The organism is Streptomyces sp. NPDC012827 (assembly GCF_042900905.1).
Classification (GTDB): Bacteria; Actinomycetota; Actinomycetes; order Streptomycetales; family Streptomycetaceae; genus Streptomyces; species Streptomyces gulbargensis.
Genome location: NZ_JBIBBY010000011.1, coordinates 260,625 through 275,976 on the forward strand (window position 1 = coordinate 260,625; position 15,352 = coordinate 275,976).

Below are 15,352 nucleotides of genomic sequence, written 5' to 3' on the forward strand. Positions count from 1 at the left end.
CCCGCGGGGGCGGGCACCGGGGGGGGGGGGGGCCCATGTGCGGGGCGTCACGTAATCCCGCCCCCCCCTGGCCGCCTTTTTGGTGGGGGGGGGGGGGGGGGGCCCCCCCCGGGCCCCCCCCGACGGCAGACCCGCGGGAGCAGGAGAAACCGACCGCACGAAGGGGAAGCCATGACAGCGACGACCGACGGAAGCGCCGGGGCCGTGAGCCCCCGGGCCGCCGCGGCCAGCGAATCCACCGACACCACCACGCTCGCGACCGGCCCCGACCGGGCCGCCGCCCGAACCCTGGAACGCGCCGTCGAGCACCTGCTCGACCGCCAGGACCCCGAGGGGTGGTGGAAGGGCGACCTGGAGACCAACGTCACCATGGACGCCGAAGACCTGCTCCTCCGCCAGTTCCTGGGCATCCGGGACCCCGCCACCACCCGGGCCGCCGCCCGCCACATCCGGGGCGCGCAGCGCGAGGACGGCACCTGGACCACCTTCCACGGCGGGCCCGGCGAACTCTCCACCACCGTCGAGGCGTACGTCGCCCTGCGACTCGCCGGGGACCCGCCCGAGGCCCCCCACATGGCGCGCGCCGCCGCCTGGGTCCGCGCCCGGGGCGGCATCGCCGCCACCCGCGTCTTCACCCGGATCTGGCTGGCCCTGTTCGGCTGGTGGCGCTGGGAGGACCTCCCCGAGCTGCCCCCCGAGCTGATCCTCCTGCCGAAGTGGGTACCGCTCAACATCTACGACTTCGGCTGCTGGGCCCGGCAGACCATCGTCCCGCTGACGATCGTCTCCGCCTTCCGCCCCGTCCGCCCCGCGCCCTTCTCCCTCGACGAGCTGCACACCGACCCGCGCCGGCCCGCCCCGCCGCGCCCGCTCGCCCCCCTCACCGGCTGGGACGGCGTCTTCCAGCGGCTCGACCGGGCGCTGCGCGCCTACCACCGCTTCGCCCCGCGCCGGCTCCGCAGGGCCGCGATGAACGTCGCCGCCCGCTGGATCATCGAACGGCAGGAGAACGACGGCTGCTGGGGCGGCATCCAGCCTCCCGCGGTCTACTCGGTCATCGCCCTCCACCTCCTCGGTTACGACCTGGAGCACCCGGTCATGCGGGCCGGACTGGAATCGCTCGACCGCTTCGCCGTCTGGCGCGAGGAGGCCCCCGGGCCCGACGGCGAGGGCGGGCCCTCACGCATGGTCGAGGCCTGCCAGTCGCCCGTCTGGGACACCTGCCTCGCCACCATCGCCCTCGCCGACGCCGGACTGCCCGCCGACCACCCGGCCCTCGTCAAGGCGGTGGACTGGATGCTGGACGAGGAGATCACCAAGGCGGGTGACTGGGCGGTGCGCCGGCCCGGACTCCCGCCCGGCGGCTGGGCGTTCGAGTTCCACAACGACAACTACCCCGACATCGACGACACCGCGGAGGTGCTGCTCGCGCTGCGCCGCGTGCGGCACCCCGACCCGGCCCGCGTGGACGCGGCCGTCGCCCGCGGCGCCCGCTGGACGCTCGGCATGCAGTCGGCGAACGGCGCCTGGGCCGCCTTCGACGCCGACAACACCGGCACCCTCCCCAACAAGCTGCCCTTCTGCGACTTCGGCGAGGTCATCGACCCGCCCTCCGCCGACGTCACCGCCCACGTCGTGGAGATGCTCGCCCACGAGGGGCTGGCCGGTGACCCCCGCACCCGGCGGGGCGTCGACTGGCTCCTCGCCGCGCAGGAGCGCAACGGGGCCTGGTTCGGCCGCTGGGGCGTCAACTACGTGTACGGAACCGGGGCGGTGGTCCCCGCCCTGACCGCCGTGGGCCTGCCCGCCTCGCACCCGGCGATCCGCCGGGCCGTCGGCTGGCTGGTGTCCGTGCAGAACGAGGACGGCGGCTGGGGTGAGGACCTCCGCTCGTACGACCAGGTCTCCTGGATCGGCCGCGGCGTCTCCACCGCCTCCCAGACCGCCTGGGCCCTCATCGCCCTCCTCGCGGCCGGCGAGCGGGAGACCGAGGCCGTCCGGCGGGGCGTCGCCCACCTCGTCGCCACCCAGCGGGAGGACGGCTCCTGGGACGAGCCGTACTTCACCGGGACCGGCTTCCCCTGGGACTTCTCCATCAACTACCACCTCTACCGCCAGGTCTTCCCGATCACCGCACTCGGCCGTTACGTGCACGGGGACCCCTCGCTCCGCAAGGGGAGCTGATGGGGCGGGAGCCGGGCCCGGGCCCGCGGCCCGGCGCCGTTCCCCCGCTGCTGATCGCCTGCGCGCTCGGCATCGAGCGGTTCGCCCTGCGCGGCGGGGCCCGGAGCGGGGCCGCGGGACCCGTACGGGTCCTGCGCACCGGCATGGGCCCGGCGCAGGCCCGCCGCGCCGTCGCCCGCGCCCTCGGCGAGGAGCCGTGGCGCGACGCGGCCGTCGTCGCCTCCGGTTTCTGCGCCGGACTCGCCCCCGGCATGCATCCGGGGGACCTGATCGTCGCCGGCGAGACCCGCGACGCCGACGGCGCGACCGCGTGCACCGGCACCGCACTCCTGGTGGAGGCCCTCGCCAGGGTCGTACCGGGACGGACCGTGCACACCGGGCCGCTGACCGGCTCCGACCACGTGGTGCGCGGACCCGAGCGGGCCGCGCTGCGGGCCGGCGGCGCGCTCGCCGTCGACATGGAATCGGCCGCCACCCTCCGTACCGCACGGGCCGCCGGTCCCCGTCCCGTTGCGGCCGTCCGGGTGGTCGTGGACGCCCCGGAGCACGAACTGGTGCGGATCGGCACGGTACGCGGGGGAATATCGGCCTTCCGCGTCCTTCGTGCCGTCCTACCCGCTTTCTTCGAATGGCACCGTTCTTTGCTGCTCCCCAGGAGGTGAGCGAGTTATGGCCATGCCGCTCCGACAGTCCGTCCGGGTCGCGACCTATCTCTTCCAGCAGAAGCTCCGCAAACGCGACAAGTTCCCCCTCATCGTCGAACTGGAGCCGCTGTACGCCTGCAACCTCAAGTGCGAGGGCTGCGGCAAGATCCAGCACCCCGCCGGTGTCCTCAAGCAGCGCATGCCGGTCGCCCAGGCGGTCGGCGCGGTCCTGGAGTCCGGGGCCCCGATGGTGTCCATCGCCGGCGGCGAGCCGCTGATGCATCCGCAGATCGACGAGATCGTGCGCCAGTTGGTGGCCCGCCGGAAATATGTCTTCCTCTGCACGAACGCGCTCCTGCTCCGCAAGAAACTGGAGAACTTCCGGCCCTCGCCCTATTTCGCGTTCGCCGTGCACATCGACGGGCTGCGCGAGCGGCACGACGAATCCGTCGCCAAGGAAGGCGTGTTCGACGAGGCGGTCGCGGCGATCAAGGAGGCCAAGCGGCGAGGTTTCCGGGTCACCACGAATTCCACCTTCTTCAACACCGACACCCCGCAGACGATCGTCGAGGTGCTCAATTTCCTCAACGACGACCTCAAGGTCGACGAAATGATGATCTCGCCCGCCTACGCCTACGAGAAGGCGCCCGACCAGGAGCACTTCCTCGGCGTCGAGCAGACGCGCGAACTCTTCCGCAAGGCCTTCGCCGGCGGCAACCGCCGCCGCTGGCGCCTCAACCACTCGCCCCTCTTCCTGGACTTCCTGGAGGGCAAGGCGGACTTCCCCTGCACCGCCTGGGCCATCCCGAACTACTCCCTCTTCGGCTGGCAGCGCCCCTGCTACCTGATGAGCGACGGCTACGTCCCCACGTACCGCGAACTCGTCGAGGAGACCGACTGGGACAAGTACGGCCGGGGCAAGGACCCGCGCTGCGCCAACTGCATGGCGCACTGCGGCTACGAGCCCACCGCCGTGCTCGCCACCATGGGATCGCTCAAGGAGTCGCTGCGCGCGGTCCGCGAGTCCGTCCCGCGAAGCGGCGTGTGAGGCGGGCGGCATGAGCGGCGACTTCGACCTGCGGGCGCTGCTCGCGGAGCGCGGGGGCGAGCGGTACGAGCTGCACGCCCGGCACCTCAACCCGCAGCTGCCCCGGATGCTCCGGACGATCGGCTTCGACAAGGTCTACGAGCGCGCCGAGGGCGCCCACTTCTGGGACGCCGACGGCAACGACCACCTCGACATGCTCGCCGGCTTCGGCGTGATGGGCCTCGGACGCCACCACCCGGTCGTCCGCAAGGCCCTCCACGACGTCCTCGACGCGGGCCTGGCCGACCTCACCCGCTTCGACTGCCCGCCCCTGCCGGGGCTGCTCGCCGAGCGGCTGCTCTCCCACAGCCCGTACCTCGACCGGGTCTTCTTCGGCAACAGCGGCACCGAGGCCGTGGAGACCGCGCTCAAGTTCGCCCGGTACGCCACCGGCCGCCCCAGGATCCTCTACTGCGACCACGCCTTCCACGGTCTGACCACCGGCGCGCTCTCCGTCAACGGCGAGAAGGGGTTCCGCGAGGGGTTCGCGCCGCTCCTGCCGGACACCGCGATCGCCCTCGGCGACCTCGACGGCCTGGAGCGCGAGCTGCGCTCCGGCGACGTGGCCGCCTTCGTGGTCGAGCCCATCCAGGGCAAGGGCGTCCACGAGGCGCCCCCCGGCTTCCTGCGCGCCGCCCAAGAGCTGCTGCGCCGGCACGGGGCCCTGCTCATCGCCGACGAGGTGCAGACCGGCCTCGGCAGGACCGGGGACTTCTACGCCCACCAGCACGAGGAGGGTGTCGAACCCGATCTGGTCTGCGTCGCCAAGGCGCTCTCCGGCGGCTACGTGCCGGTGGGGGCCACCCTCGGCAAGGACTGGATCTTCAAGAAGGTCTACTCCTCCATGGACCGGGTCCTGGTCCACTCGGCGAGCTTCGGCTCCAACGCCCAGGCCATGGCCGCCGGGCTCGCGGTCCTCTCGGTGATGGAGAGCGAGGGCACGATCGCCCACGTCCGGCGGATCGGGGACCTGCTCCTCGGGCGGCTCAGGGAGCTCGTCCCGCGGTACGAGCTCCTCCACGAGGTCCGCGGCCGCGGACTGATGATCGGCATCGAGTTCGGCCGGCCCACCTCGCTGGGGCTGCGGGGGCGCTGGGCGATGCTCCAGGCGGCCCGCAAGGGACTCTTCGCCCAGATGGTGGTCGTCCCGCTGCTCCAGCGGCACCGGATCCTCACCCAGGTCTCCGGCGACCACCTGGAGGTGATCAAACTGATCCCGCCGCTGGTCGTCGACGAGGCCGACGTGGACCGCTTCGTCACGGCGTTCACGGCGGTCATGGACGAGGCCCACGGGGGCGGCGGGCTGATGTGGGACTTCGGGAGGACACTCGTACAGCAGGCGGTCGCCCAGCGCTGAGCGGCGGCGGCATGGATTTTGCCTCCGGGGCAAGAAAGTTGCCTCGGAGGCACGATCCTGGCGCAATGGACGCATGGACCACGCCCCCGGGGGAGACTCCCCGGACCCCGCCCCGCCCGGCGCCGTCCCCGACGTCGCCCCCCAGCTGCGGGCCCTGCGCCGCCGCCGCGGGCTCACCCTGGAGGCCGCGGCGCAGCGTGCCGGGCTCTCCCCGGCCCACCTCTCGCGCCTGGAGACGGGGAACCGGCAGCCCTCGCTGCCGATGCTCCTCGCCCTGGCCCGTACCTACGGTACGACGGTCTCGGCCCTCCTCGGCGAGGCGCCGCCCGAGCACGACCCCGTCGTCCGGGCCGGACGCTCCGAGCCGGTCGAGGCGGACGGCTGGATCTACCGCCAGGCGGGCGGCGCCGGGCGCGCCCTCCAGGCCCTGCGGGTCCACGTCCCCCACGCCACCCGGGCCGACATCGTGCGGGTCCACCCGGGGGAGGAGTGGATCCACGTCCTGGAGGGGCGGGTGCGGCTCGCGCTCGGCGAGACCGTGCACGTCCTCGATCCGGGTGACAGCGCGCACTTCGACTCGCTGACCCCGCACCGCATCGGCGCCGCCACCCGATCCGGCGCCGAGCTGCTCTTCGTCCACACCCTGATGCAGAGTCCCGTCGCCGAACTCTGCCTCGGCGACGGAAGTCCGCACCTCCGCTGACGCCCCCCGCCGGCCCGCGCGGGCGACTCCGCGACGACCGGCGACGACCCGACCCTGACGAGGAACCTGTGACGATTCCTCAGGAAAGGACCGATATGTCCGACAAGTCCGCACCGGTGACCGGCGAGGAACGCGGCGGCGGTAAGTTCCCCAAGGGGCTGGTGCTCCGCCTCTTCGCCTATCTGATCGCGGGGCACCTCTTCGCCGGCTTCCTCTACCTGCTGTTCCTGTTCGGCGGCCGGAACCAGTGAGCGCGGCGTGCCGGGGCCGGTCGGGTCACGCCTCCGTGAGCAGGCGTTCCCGCAGCAGCTCGCGGGTCCGGGCGGACAGCCCCAGGCCCTGGGTGAGATAGGCCTCCGTCGAGCCCCAGGTCGCGTCGATCGTCTCGAACGCCGCCCGCAGGTACTCCACCCGCGCGTCGAACAGCGGGCTCAGCAGCTCCATCACCTCCGGCGACATCGCGTCCGGGGCGGTGGAGCTGCGGCGCACCTTGTAGCGGCGGTGCGGGTCGTTCGACAACGCGTAGTCCGCCTCGATGGCCTCCCGCTCGACGCCGAGGGCGAGCAGGGTGATCGCGATCGACAGCCCGGCGCGGTCCTTGCCCGCCGCGCAGTGCATCAGTGCCGGAACGCTCTCCTCGGCCATGGAATGCAGGATCCTGCTGTGCTCCGCCGTCCGCTCGACAATCATCTTCCGGTACGAATCGGACATCCGGGCGGCGGCCTTGCCGTCGCCCAGGATCTCCCGGAGCTGCGCGAGGTCCCCGCCCCGGACGAGCTTCCAGAACTCCTTGCCGTCGGCCGGGTCGTTCAGGGGTATGTTCACGTTCCGCACGCCGGGCAGCTCGACGTCCGGGCCCTCCACCCGCCGGTCGGCCTCGTTGCGGAAGTCGAAGACCGTGTGCAGGCCCAGTGAGGCGAGGAAGACGGCGTCCTCCTCGGTCGCGTGGGCGAGGTGGCCGCTGCGGAAGAGGCGACCGGGGCGCACGGCGCGCCCGTCGGCCGTCGGCAGGCCGCCCACGTCCCGGAAGTTGCGGACCCCGGTGAGCCGGGGCTCGTCCGCCGCGGTGGGCGGGATCTGCGGCAGCTGCTGCGTCACGGATGCTCCTGGAAGTAGGCGTTCGGTGGCCGACACGCGTGGGGTTTCTGGCGCAATCATCCAGGGAGGACCCCGCCTGACGCACCCCCTCGGACAGGAATGAGGGATCTGTCCGAATTGAGGCATTGCGGGTAACTCGCGCCGGTTGCAGGCGAGATGGGTTGTCGTGCGTGAGCAGGGTCATAGAGGTGACGCATCGTGGCCGCCCGCCCGGAGCAATTGCCCTGTGCGAAAGGGGGATCGAGGGTCCGTGGTCCACGGAGGGTGACCGGAATTCCGGCGGAGAACGCCGGAGGTGAATGCCGTGGAAAAAGAACGGCTTGTTCCCGCCGACCCCCCTCGTCTAGCGTCACCGTCACTCCGGTCGGACCGCCGAATCCTGCCACCGACCGGAATTCATACCCAGCCCACTCGCGTGGCAGGAGCGGGGGACCCAGGAAGTACGCCGGTCCCGCGACGCAGGACGGCTCGGGGTGAAGTCGCGTGGACACGCGGCCGGACATCTCCAGTCCGAACCCGACAGCTCACCTCGCAGGCGCCGGAGAGGAATTCGCCATGCCCGCGAAGGGTAAGCACCGCCGACCGAAGATCAATTCCCTCACCCGCGGTTTCGTCGCCGCCGGCACCGGAGGCGCCGTCGTCGCGCTTCCGCTCCTGGGCGCGACCGGCGCCCACGCCGCCGAGCAGGCCGCCCCGGCCGCCGCCGTCCAGACCCACGCCGTGGCCGCCGCGCAGGTGGCGCAGACCGCCCAGGCCGCGCCCGCCGCGAAGAAGGCCGCGCCGAGGACGTACTCCGTCGTCAGCGGCGACTACCTGTCCAAGATCGCCACCGAGCAGGGTGTCGAGGGCGGCTGGCAGGAGCTGTACGCGGACAACCGCCAGGTCGTCGGCGAGGACCCGTCCCTGATCCTGCCCGGGATGAAGCTGACGCTGAACGGCGAGAACGCCGCCGCGCCGAAGGCCGCTCCCAAGGCGGAGCGCAAGGCCGCCCCGAAGACCGAGCGCAAGGCCGCCCCGAAGAAGGAGCAGTCCCGCGCCTCCCGGAGCAGCGAGCGCGCCTCCGCCCCGGCCACCACCTCCACCGCGGCGCCGTCCACCGGCAGCTCCACGGCCTCCTCCGGCTGGGTCGCCCCGGTCGCCGGTGGCGTCTCCACCCCGTACCGCGCCTCCGGCTCCATGTGGTCCTCCGGCTACCACACCGGTGCCGACTTCATCGCCTCCTCCGGCACCACCGTCCGCGCCGTCGGCGCCGGTACGGTCGTCTCCGCCGGGTGGAGCGGTGCCTACGGCAACGAGGTCGTCATCCAGCACGCCGACGGCAACTACTCGCAGTACGCCCACCTCTCCTCCCTGGCCGTCTCCGCCGGCCAGTCCGTCAGCGGCGGCCAGCAGATCGGCCTCTCCGGCTCGACCGGCAACTCCACCGGCCCGCACCTGCACTTCGAGATCCGGACCTCGCCCAGCTACGGCTCCGACATCGACCCGCTGGCCTACCTCCGCCAGCACGGCGTCTCCCTCTGACCCGCCGCGCTCGAGAAGCGCGCGCGATCAGGCTCCGCGGTGGCCCGGCACTCCTGTGCCGGGCCACCGGTTTGTTCCGGTCTTGGGGAAATCTTTATCGGTGGCATATGTCACCCGCCGTCAACCCCTCCTTACGGTCGCGTAGGTCACATCCCGGAAGGAAGGATGTGCTCCCGTGGCAGACGATTCGAGATCAACAGACAAGAACGCATTCGGGTCGTACGCGGCGATCGGTGACAGCTTCACCGAGGGCGTCGGAGACCCCGGCCCCGGCGGGACGTACATCGGCTGGGCGGACCGGTTCGCGGTCCTCCTCGCCGACCAGCTGCCGGAACCCGAGGACTTCCGCTACGCCAACCTGGCCGTACGGGGGCGCCTTCTCGACCAGATCGTCGCGGAACAGGTCCCGCGGGCGAAGGAACTCGCCCCCGACCTGGTGACCTTCTGCGCCGGCGGCAACGACATCATCCGCCCCGGCACCGACCCCGACGACGTGGCCGCGCGCTTCGAGCGCGCCGTCGCCGACCTCACCTCCTCCGTCGGCACGGTCATGGTGACCACCGGCTTCGACACCCGCGACGTGCCCGTGCTCCGGCACCTGCGCGGCAAGATCGCCACCTACACCGCGCACGTCCGGGCCATCGCGGACCGCTACGGCTGCCCGGTCCTCGACCTGTGGTCGCTGCGCTCCGTCCAGGACCGGCGCGCCTGGGACAGCGACCGCCTGCACCTCTCGCCCGACGGCCACACCCGGGTCGCCCTGCGCGCCGCCCAGGTCCTCGGCCTGCCGGTGCCCGCCGACCCGGACCAGCCGTGGCCGCCGGTGCCCCCGCGCGGCACCCTCGAGGTACGCCGCGACGACATCCACTGGGCCAAGCAGTACCTGGTCCCCTGGATCGGGCGGCGGCTGCGCGGCGAGAGCTCGGGCGACCACGTGGAGGCCAAGCGCCCCGACCTCATGCCCCTGTAGCCGGGTTTCATGCCCCCGGAATCCGGGGGAGGGCGGGGAAACCGGTGGGGATCCGCTCCAGGACCCCGCCCGCGAACACGTCGTACAGCGGCAGCGTCTCCAGGTGGACGTAACCGATGTGGCAGTCGCAGACGGCGAGGGGACAGACACGCGGCCGCAGCGCGGCACGGTACGAACCGTCGTACAGATTGCCCAGCTCGGCCCTGACGAAGTGGCAGCGCCGCACCGTCCCCTCGCCGTCCACCGACACCACCGACTCGCCGGTGCGGCACGGCAGGCCGCCCGAGCGGTGCGGATGCCTGCTGTACGGGAACAGGGGATCGATCTCCGCCCAGGCACCGGCCTCCGCGTCGGTGTACGCGTACCCCTCGGCCGCGTTCACCCACAAGTAGACGTGCGGCGGCAGGTCCGCGCGCAGCCGCCGTGCCTCCTCGCGGTGCGCCGGCAGCCCGACCACCCCGACGCTGAAACGCACCCCCCGCCCGGCGAGGTCACGGCACTTGCCGAGGAACCGGTCGTACGGCGTCTGCCCCGGGTGGTACGTGCACCACAGCGCCACCGTGTCCCGGTCGGCCTCCGCCAGCCAGTCGGTGCGGCAGCTCAGGTTCGTCTGGATGGCCACCCGTTCGACGTGCGGCAGCCGCGACAGCTCCACGAGCGCCCGCCGGTACCAGGAGCGCACCAGCCCCTCGCCCCACGGGGTGAACAGGATCCGCAGCCGGTCGCCCCGCTGCTCCGCCACCCACCCGGTGAACCGCTCCAGGGCCGCCCGGTCGGCCCGCAGCCGCTCGGGGCTGTCGCGCCGCTTGGCGAACGGGCAGTACGGGCAGTCGAAGTCGCAGGAGGCGAGCGGCCCCCGGTAGAGCAGCGTCAGATCCACACCCCGCCCCTACTTCGGCTCGTAGGCGGCCATGGCGGCCCGCACGGCGGGGGAGAAGAGGACCGGACCCAGCCCGTCGGAGTACGCCAGGCCCTCCGGCGACAGGCGCAGCAGCCCTCCGGGCGCTTCCGCGTCCAGCCAGCCCAGCCGTTCGAACCGGGCCAGCTCGGCCCCGAAGTCCTCGAAGGGGGAGGTGCCGAACCGCTCCTCGTACCCGGCGAGCGGCATGCCCTCCGCCTGGAGCAGCGACTGCAGCAGGTGCCGGCGCCGGGCCTCGTCGCCGTCCACCCGGCGGCCGACCTCGGCCCGGGAGAAGTCCCGGGTCTCCGTGTAGCGATCGATGATCCCGCGCACCTGCCGCATGTCGACGGCGTAGTCGAAGGAGTAATGGAGCGAGGAGGTGTACGAGCGGGCCCCGCAGCCCAGGCCGATCATGCCGTCGGTCTGGCAGGCGTGGTCACCGGGGCCCACCGGGCCGGCGTCCGACCGCCGGAACATGCGCATCGACACCTGCTCGTAGCCGTGGGCCAGGAGATGGTCCCGGCCCTGGCGGTAGAGGCGCAGGCGCTGCCCGTCCCACTCCCGGTCGGCGGCGGCCGGGTCCTGGAGACGGCCGAGGCCGGTGAGCGGACGCACGTACAGCGGGTACAGGTACAGCTCCTCCGGCCGCCAGGCGAGCGCGGCGTCCAGGGAGACCCGCCAGGACGCCTCGGTCTGGCCGTCGATGCCGTAGATCAGGTCGATGTTGAGGACCGGCACACCGGTGTCCCGGATGCGGCCCAGCGCCGCCTCGACGTCCGCCCGGCGCTGCGGCCGCACCGCCGCCCGGGCCTCCGCCTCCACGAAGCTCTGCACCCCGATGCTCAGCCGGCTCGCGCCCCGCCCGGCGAGGACCGCGAGACGGTCGGCGGTCGCCGTGGTGGGCGAGGTCTCCACCGAGAGCGGTACCGCCCGCAGGTCCGCGCCCATGCGCTCCTCCGCGATGTCGCAGAGCCGCTCCAGCTCACCGGCGGTCAGGAAGGTCGGCGTCCCGCCCCCGAACGCGGCCGTCGTGAACCGCACGGAACCCTCGCCGAGCGCCTCGCGCACCGCCGTCGCCTGCCGCTCCAGGGCGTCGAGATAGCGGGTGGACAGCTCGTCCGGGGCGCCGATCCGGGTGAAGAGGTTGCAGAAGCCGCAGCGGACCTCGCAGAAGGGGACGTGGGCGTAGAGCGAGAGGGCGTCCTTGGGCTCCCGCGCCCAGAGGGAGGCGAGCGCGGGACGGTCGGGGAGCGCACGGTAGGCGGTCTTGTGCGGATAGGCGTAGACGTAGCTGCGGTACGGGCGCGGGACGCCGCCGGCGTCGTCGTCGGGGAGAAGGGTCACCGGGCCGTTCACGCCGCCTCCCGCTCCGGGCCCGGGAGCACGAACTGCGCGTACGGCACCGTCCAGACGACCTCGTGGCCGATCCGGTGGCCGGTGTGACCGTCCTCCCCGTACGCCGTGCCGTGGTCGGAACAGACGATCGCGAAGCAGTCCCGGCGGCTGCTCATCGCGGCGAAGAGGCGCCCGATGTGCGCGTCCACGTACTCCAGGGCGGCCGCGTGCGTGGCCCGGGAGTCCCCGTCCTCGCGGGTCGCCCCCGGCAGGTGGAACCAGTTCGGCTGGTGCAGGGCGGAGACGTTCACGAAGAGGAAGAGGCGCCGGTCGCGGGGGAGCGCGGCGACGACCTCCTCGGCCCGCGTGACCTGGGAGGCGAAGGAGGTGGGCGAGGCGACGCCGAAGGAAGGCTCCCAGTGGCTCTCCTGGAACAGACCGGGGAGCACGGAACCCAGCGGCGGCTGCTTGTTGAAGAAGCCCACCCCGCCGACGCACACCGTCCGGTAGCCCTCGTGGGCCAGCGCCGACACGAAGTCGGGGGTGTCGTGGACGTAGGTGCCCCCGGCGGTCGACTCGCTGCCCGCGAACCGGGCGGCGAACAGCCGGGGATGCGGCCCCGGGGACGCGGGGGTCGGCAGGAAACCGGCGAAGATCGCCTGGTGCGAGGCGTAGGTGAAGCTGCCGGGCGCGTGCCGGCGCTCCCACCGCCCGCCGGGCAGGTGCCGGGCCAGGTTCGGCAGCCGGCCGGCGGCGGCCAGCTCGGCCGCCACGTCGTACCGGAGGGTGTCGAGGGTGACCAGGAGCAGATCGTGGCTGCCGACGATCGCGTTCATGTCGGGCTGGTTCACGCGGTGCTCGTTCCTGTGGTGGTGCTCATGCGGTGCTCGTCACGACGTCGGCGGGAGGAGGGAGGGGAAGGGCGGCGGTACGGGCGGGGGTGCGGGGGCGGGTGAGGGTGGCGACCTGCGCGGCGTACGTGTCGAGGCCCTCGGCGCCGCCGCCCGGCAGGCCCGTCAGCCCCGGCAGCAGGTCTCCGAAGGCGTTCACCTCGCCGACCGCGAAGCGGCGCCAGCCCGTCGCGGGCAGCAGGTCCACCCCCACGCACCGGGTGCCGGGGAAGGCCCCGGCGGCCCGCTCGCACACCCCGAGCGCGTCCGTCCAGCGGCCCCCGGCCGCCGTGATCGCGGCCCGGACCTCGTCCAGATCCCCCCGGGCCCCGCCCAGGTGAAGGTTGGTCAGGGGGAAGCGGCTGGTGCGGACGACGGCGTGCGTGGCCCGGCCGTCGACCACCACGACCCGCAGATCGGCCGCCCGCCCCCGCTGCGTGGCCTTCGGCAGCCAGCGCTCCACGTGCAGACCGTCCGGGGCGAGCGCGTCCACGATCGCGCCCACCTCCCGCTCGTCCGTGTAGCGCCGCACCCGCAGCGAGTTGTGGAGCCGCCCGCAGGGCGCCCGCTCCACGGAGGTGGTGGCCTGCACCCGCCGCCCGCTGCCGTCCGTCTCGACCGCGAGGACCCCGGAGGCCGAGGAGCCGTGCGCGAGCTTGACGAAGAACCGGCGCAGGCCGTCGCGGGCGGTCAGCGCGCGGACGTCCGCCCAGCCGCGCACGGCGGGCGCCGACGGGCCCGAGGTGGGCGACGGCGGCACGGGCACGCCCGCCGCCGCCAGCCGGGCGTGGCTCAGCCGCTTGTCGAACAGGACGGCGAGTTCGGCCGGGTCGTCGACGAGCGCGGCACCGGCCGCGGCGGCCTCCCGGGCGAGGCCCGCCACGGCGGCGGTGAACCGGGCGTACCAGAGCCCGGTGCCCTCCACCCGCGTCGGGTCGTCCGTCCCGCGCAGCAGCCGGTCGGTCTCCGGCTCCTCCCCGGGCGAGTCGATCCGCACGGTCTCGCCGGCCGCGAACCGCGCCCCGCCGCGCAGCACCTCCGGCCAGGACACGACCCGCGCCCCGGGGAGCCCGGCGGACCGCAGCGCGTCCTGGAGGAACGCGACACGGCGGCCGGCCGGATCACCGACCACGGCCAGGGCGGCCCCGCGGGGGCGCGGGCCCGGGTTCACTCGGCGACCGCGACGTAGCGCCAGACGTCGCCGTCCCCGTCGTCCTCCGGCTCCTGGGCGTCACCGAGGTCGACCGTCACGCCGTGCGGGGCGAGGGCGGCGTTGAGCCGCTCGCACAGCTGCGCGGAGACGTAGTGGTGCGAGAGGTCCAGATGCGTGAGGTGGGTCAGCGGCTGCCCTTCCAGAAGGGCCCGCGCGCCCTCGTCGGTGAGCACACCCATGGACAGGTCCAGCCGCTCCAGGCGGGCCACCACCGGTGCGCCCGCCACGGCCGCCGCCACCCGGTCCTGGATCACGCTGTTGCGCAGGGCGAGGCGGCGCAGCGCCGGGAAGGCGGCACCGGACAGAAGGGGGGTCAGGTCCTCGGGCGTGCTGTCGCCGCCGTACTCGTCGGTGCCCAGCCAGAGTTCCAGATCCTCCAGGGCGGGCAGGTCCGAGGCGGCGATCCCACGCACCACCTCCGCGCCGAGGCCGCCGGTCTCCACCACCAGCCTGCGCAGGCCCGTGTGCCGGACGGCGGGGAAGCCCAGGCCGGTCCCGCCCCGCACCCCGAGCTCGCGCAGCGCCGGATAGGCGGCGAGCAGCGGGGTCACGTCGGACTGGACGATCCAGGAGATCTCGCAGTCCTCGAAGGTCATGTCGGCGAGGAAGACCGCCCGAAGGTCCGTCAGCCGGTTGTTGGCACCGATCAGCGAGGTGACGACGGCGGCGGAGGAGGTCTCGTAGGGCTCGTCCCAGCCGCCGACCACCAGTGCCCGGACACGGGAGGCGTCGACCGTCGCCAGGAAGCGCCGGAACCGCGGCTCCCAACTCTCGTCCCCGGGCTCCCCGTACGTGGGTGACGACACGCGCCAGGCCACCGAGGCCGCGTCGGGCAGGCCGCCCACGGCGTCCGCGTCCGGGAAGTCGAACACGGGCAGGCCGTGGAACTCCTGCAGGTGGACCCCAATGGTCATGACGGTGCTCCCGAGAACGAACGGCGCCGGACGGCTGATGGCAAGAGTTCTACCAAGCGCCTCCGACAGCGCCCCGCCCGGGTGGGCGCGGGGGCCCTGACACTCCCGGGCGGGGGCCGTTGTCGGTGCTGCTCTCCAGGGGGTGTCTTGTCGATCAGGCCGGATCAGGGAGCGGCGTCCGGTGCCGTGCGTCGCAAGACGGAGGAGGGAGTCCATGCGGTGGGGCACTCCCCGGGCGAAGCCCGGGGAGCATCGGCGACCGACGACGACGCGGCGCGGCTCCTGCTGCGCGCCTGGCGCGGGATGCCCGTCGCCGCGGCCTTCCTCTCCGGACTCGACGGCCTCACCCCCGAGCGGATCCGGGAGGAGGAGAACGCGGAACCGCGCCGCGTCATGGTGCGAGCACCACGGCTACGACCGCCACCCCGCCGTCTCGGGCGCGCGGCCCGTCCGCCGCGACGAGACCGGTGCGCTGTGGCGGATCGGCCTCCACCCCGACGTGTACGAGCCCCTCGCGCAGACCTGAGGAGGCCGG

Annotated in this window: 14 protein-coding genes, 1 pseudogene and 1 riboswitch; of the genes and pseudogenes, 9 read left to right on the plus strand and 6 right to left on the minus strand. The window is 73.4% G+C overall.

The window, feature by feature from the left end; all coding sequences use genetic code 11:
• Positions 1 to 171: 171 nt before the first annotated feature.
• The 6 genes from shc to ACFY60_RS24535 all read left to right on the plus strand — a co-directional run bounded on the left by shc (position 172) and on the right by ACFY60_RS24535 (position 6,226).
• Positions 172 to 2,184 carry a squalene--hopene cyclase gene (gene shc, locus ACFY60_RS24510; protein WP_388617046.1) on the plus strand — a complete coding sequence of 671 codons (2,013 nt, stop codon included), beginning with the start codon at positions 172 to 174 and terminating at the stop codon, positions 2,182 to 2,184.
• Entirely contained in the window at positions 2,184 to 2,846 is a 663-nt protein-coding gene (locus tag ACFY60_RS24515) for a 1-hydroxy-2-methyl-2-butenyl 4-diphosphate reductase (protein ID WP_388617049.1), read from the plus strand. Before shc ends, ACFY60_RS24515 begins: the two co-directional genes overlap by 1 nt.
• A gap of 7 nt (positions 2,847 to 2,853) precedes the next feature.
• Positions 2,854 to 3,876 carry an adenosyl-hopene transferase HpnH gene (gene hpnH, locus ACFY60_RS24520; RefSeq protein WP_309049857.1) on the plus strand — a complete coding sequence of 341 codons (1,023 nt, stop codon included), beginning with the start codon at positions 2,854 to 2,856 and terminating at the stop codon, positions 3,874 to 3,876.
• Between the two features lie 10 nt (positions 3,877 to 3,886).
• A complete protein-coding gene (locus ACFY60_RS24525; RefSeq protein ID WP_388617056.1) occupies positions 3,887 to 5,272 on the plus strand; it encodes an aspartate aminotransferase family protein in 1,386 nt (461 codons plus the stop codon).
• A gap of 73 nt (positions 5,273 to 5,345) precedes the next feature.
• Positions 5,346 to 5,975, plus strand: a complete 630-nt coding sequence (locus ACFY60_RS24530) for a helix-turn-helix domain-containing protein (protein WP_388617059.1) — start codon at positions 5,346 to 5,348, stop codon at positions 5,973 to 5,975.
• A gap of 95 nt (positions 5,976 to 6,070) precedes the next feature.
• Positions 6,071 to 6,226 carry a DUF6126 family protein gene (locus ACFY60_RS24535; RefSeq protein WP_309049854.1) on the plus strand — a complete coding sequence of 52 codons (156 nt, stop codon included), beginning with the start codon at positions 6,071 to 6,073 and terminating at the stop codon, positions 6,224 to 6,226.
• Between the two features lie 25 nt (positions 6,227 to 6,251).
• On the opposite strand, the gene ACFY60_RS24540 is transcribed toward ACFY60_RS24535, so the two are convergent.
• Positions 6,252 to 7,073 (minus strand): tyrosine-protein phosphatase, encoded by an 822-nt coding sequence (locus ACFY60_RS24540; protein ID WP_388617069.1) that lies wholly within the window; start codon positions 7,071 to 7,073, stop codon positions 6,252 to 6,254.
• Positions 7,074 to 7,467: 394 nt separating this feature from the next.
• Positions 7,468 to 7,624: riboswitch (cyclic di-AMP (ydaO/yuaA leader) on the plus strand.
• 4 nt (positions 7,625 to 7,628) lie between these two features.
• Here ACFY60_RS24540 and ACFY60_RS24545 point away from each other — a divergent pair.
• Both ACFY60_RS24545 and ACFY60_RS24550 read left to right on the plus strand, forming a co-directional pair.
• Positions 7,629 to 8,594 (plus strand): peptidoglycan DD-metalloendopeptidase family protein, encoded by a 966-nt coding sequence (locus ACFY60_RS24545; protein ID WP_388617073.1) that lies wholly within the window; start codon positions 7,629 to 7,631, stop codon positions 8,592 to 8,594.
• Between the two features lie 175 nt (positions 8,595 to 8,769).
• Positions 8,770 to 9,564 (plus strand): SGNH/GDSL hydrolase family protein, encoded by a 795-nt coding sequence (locus tag ACFY60_RS24550; protein WP_388617075.1) that lies wholly within the window; start codon positions 8,770 to 8,772, stop codon positions 9,562 to 9,564.
• Between the two features lie 7 nt (positions 9,565 to 9,571).
• Here the strand turns inward: ACFY60_RS24550 and ACFY60_RS24555 are convergent, their stop codons facing one another.
• Genes ACFY60_RS24555 through ACFY60_RS24575 form a run of 5 tightly spaced genes read right to left on the minus strand, consistent with a single transcriptional unit; the run spans position 9,572 to position 14,817 of the window.
• The gene (locus tag ACFY60_RS24555; RefSeq protein WP_388617079.1) at positions 9,572 to 10,444 is read right to left on the minus strand and encodes an STM4011 family radical SAM protein; all 873 of its coding nucleotides are present in this window, start codon (positions 10,442 to 10,444) and stop codon (positions 9,572 to 9,574) included.
• A 9-nt stretch (positions 10,445 to 10,453) separates the two neighbouring features.
• A complete protein-coding gene (locus ACFY60_RS24560; protein ID WP_388617082.1) occupies positions 10,454 to 11,821 on the minus strand; it encodes an STM4012 family radical SAM protein in 1,368 nt (455 codons plus the stop codon).
• On the minus strand, positions 11,818 to 12,636 hold the full coding sequence (locus ACFY60_RS24565) for an STM4013/SEN3800 family hydrolase (RefSeq protein ID WP_388617178.1): 819 nt from the start codon (positions 12,634 to 12,636) through the stop codon (positions 11,818 to 11,820). The genes ACFY60_RS24560 and ACFY60_RS24565 overlap by 4 nt, the downstream gene beginning before the upstream one ends.
• Before the next feature lie 40 nt (positions 12,637 to 12,676).
• Entirely contained in the window at positions 12,677 to 13,861 is a 1,185-nt protein-coding gene (locus tag ACFY60_RS24570; RefSeq protein WP_388617085.1) for an STM4014 family protein, read from the minus strand.
• A complete protein-coding gene (locus ACFY60_RS24575) occupies positions 13,858 to 14,817 on the minus strand; it encodes an STM4015 family protein (protein WP_388617088.1) in 960 nt (319 codons plus the stop codon). The genes ACFY60_RS24570 and ACFY60_RS24575 overlap by 4 nt, the downstream gene beginning before the upstream one ends.
• Before the next feature lie 285 nt (positions 14,818 to 15,102).
• Between ACFY60_RS24575 and ACFY60_RS24580 the strand changes: the two are divergent.
• A pseudogene (locus ACFY60_RS24580) lies at positions 15,103 to 15,316 on the plus strand (DUF6745 domain-containing protein); the annotation flags it as partial.
• Positions 15,317 to 15,352 lie beyond the last annotated feature (36 nt).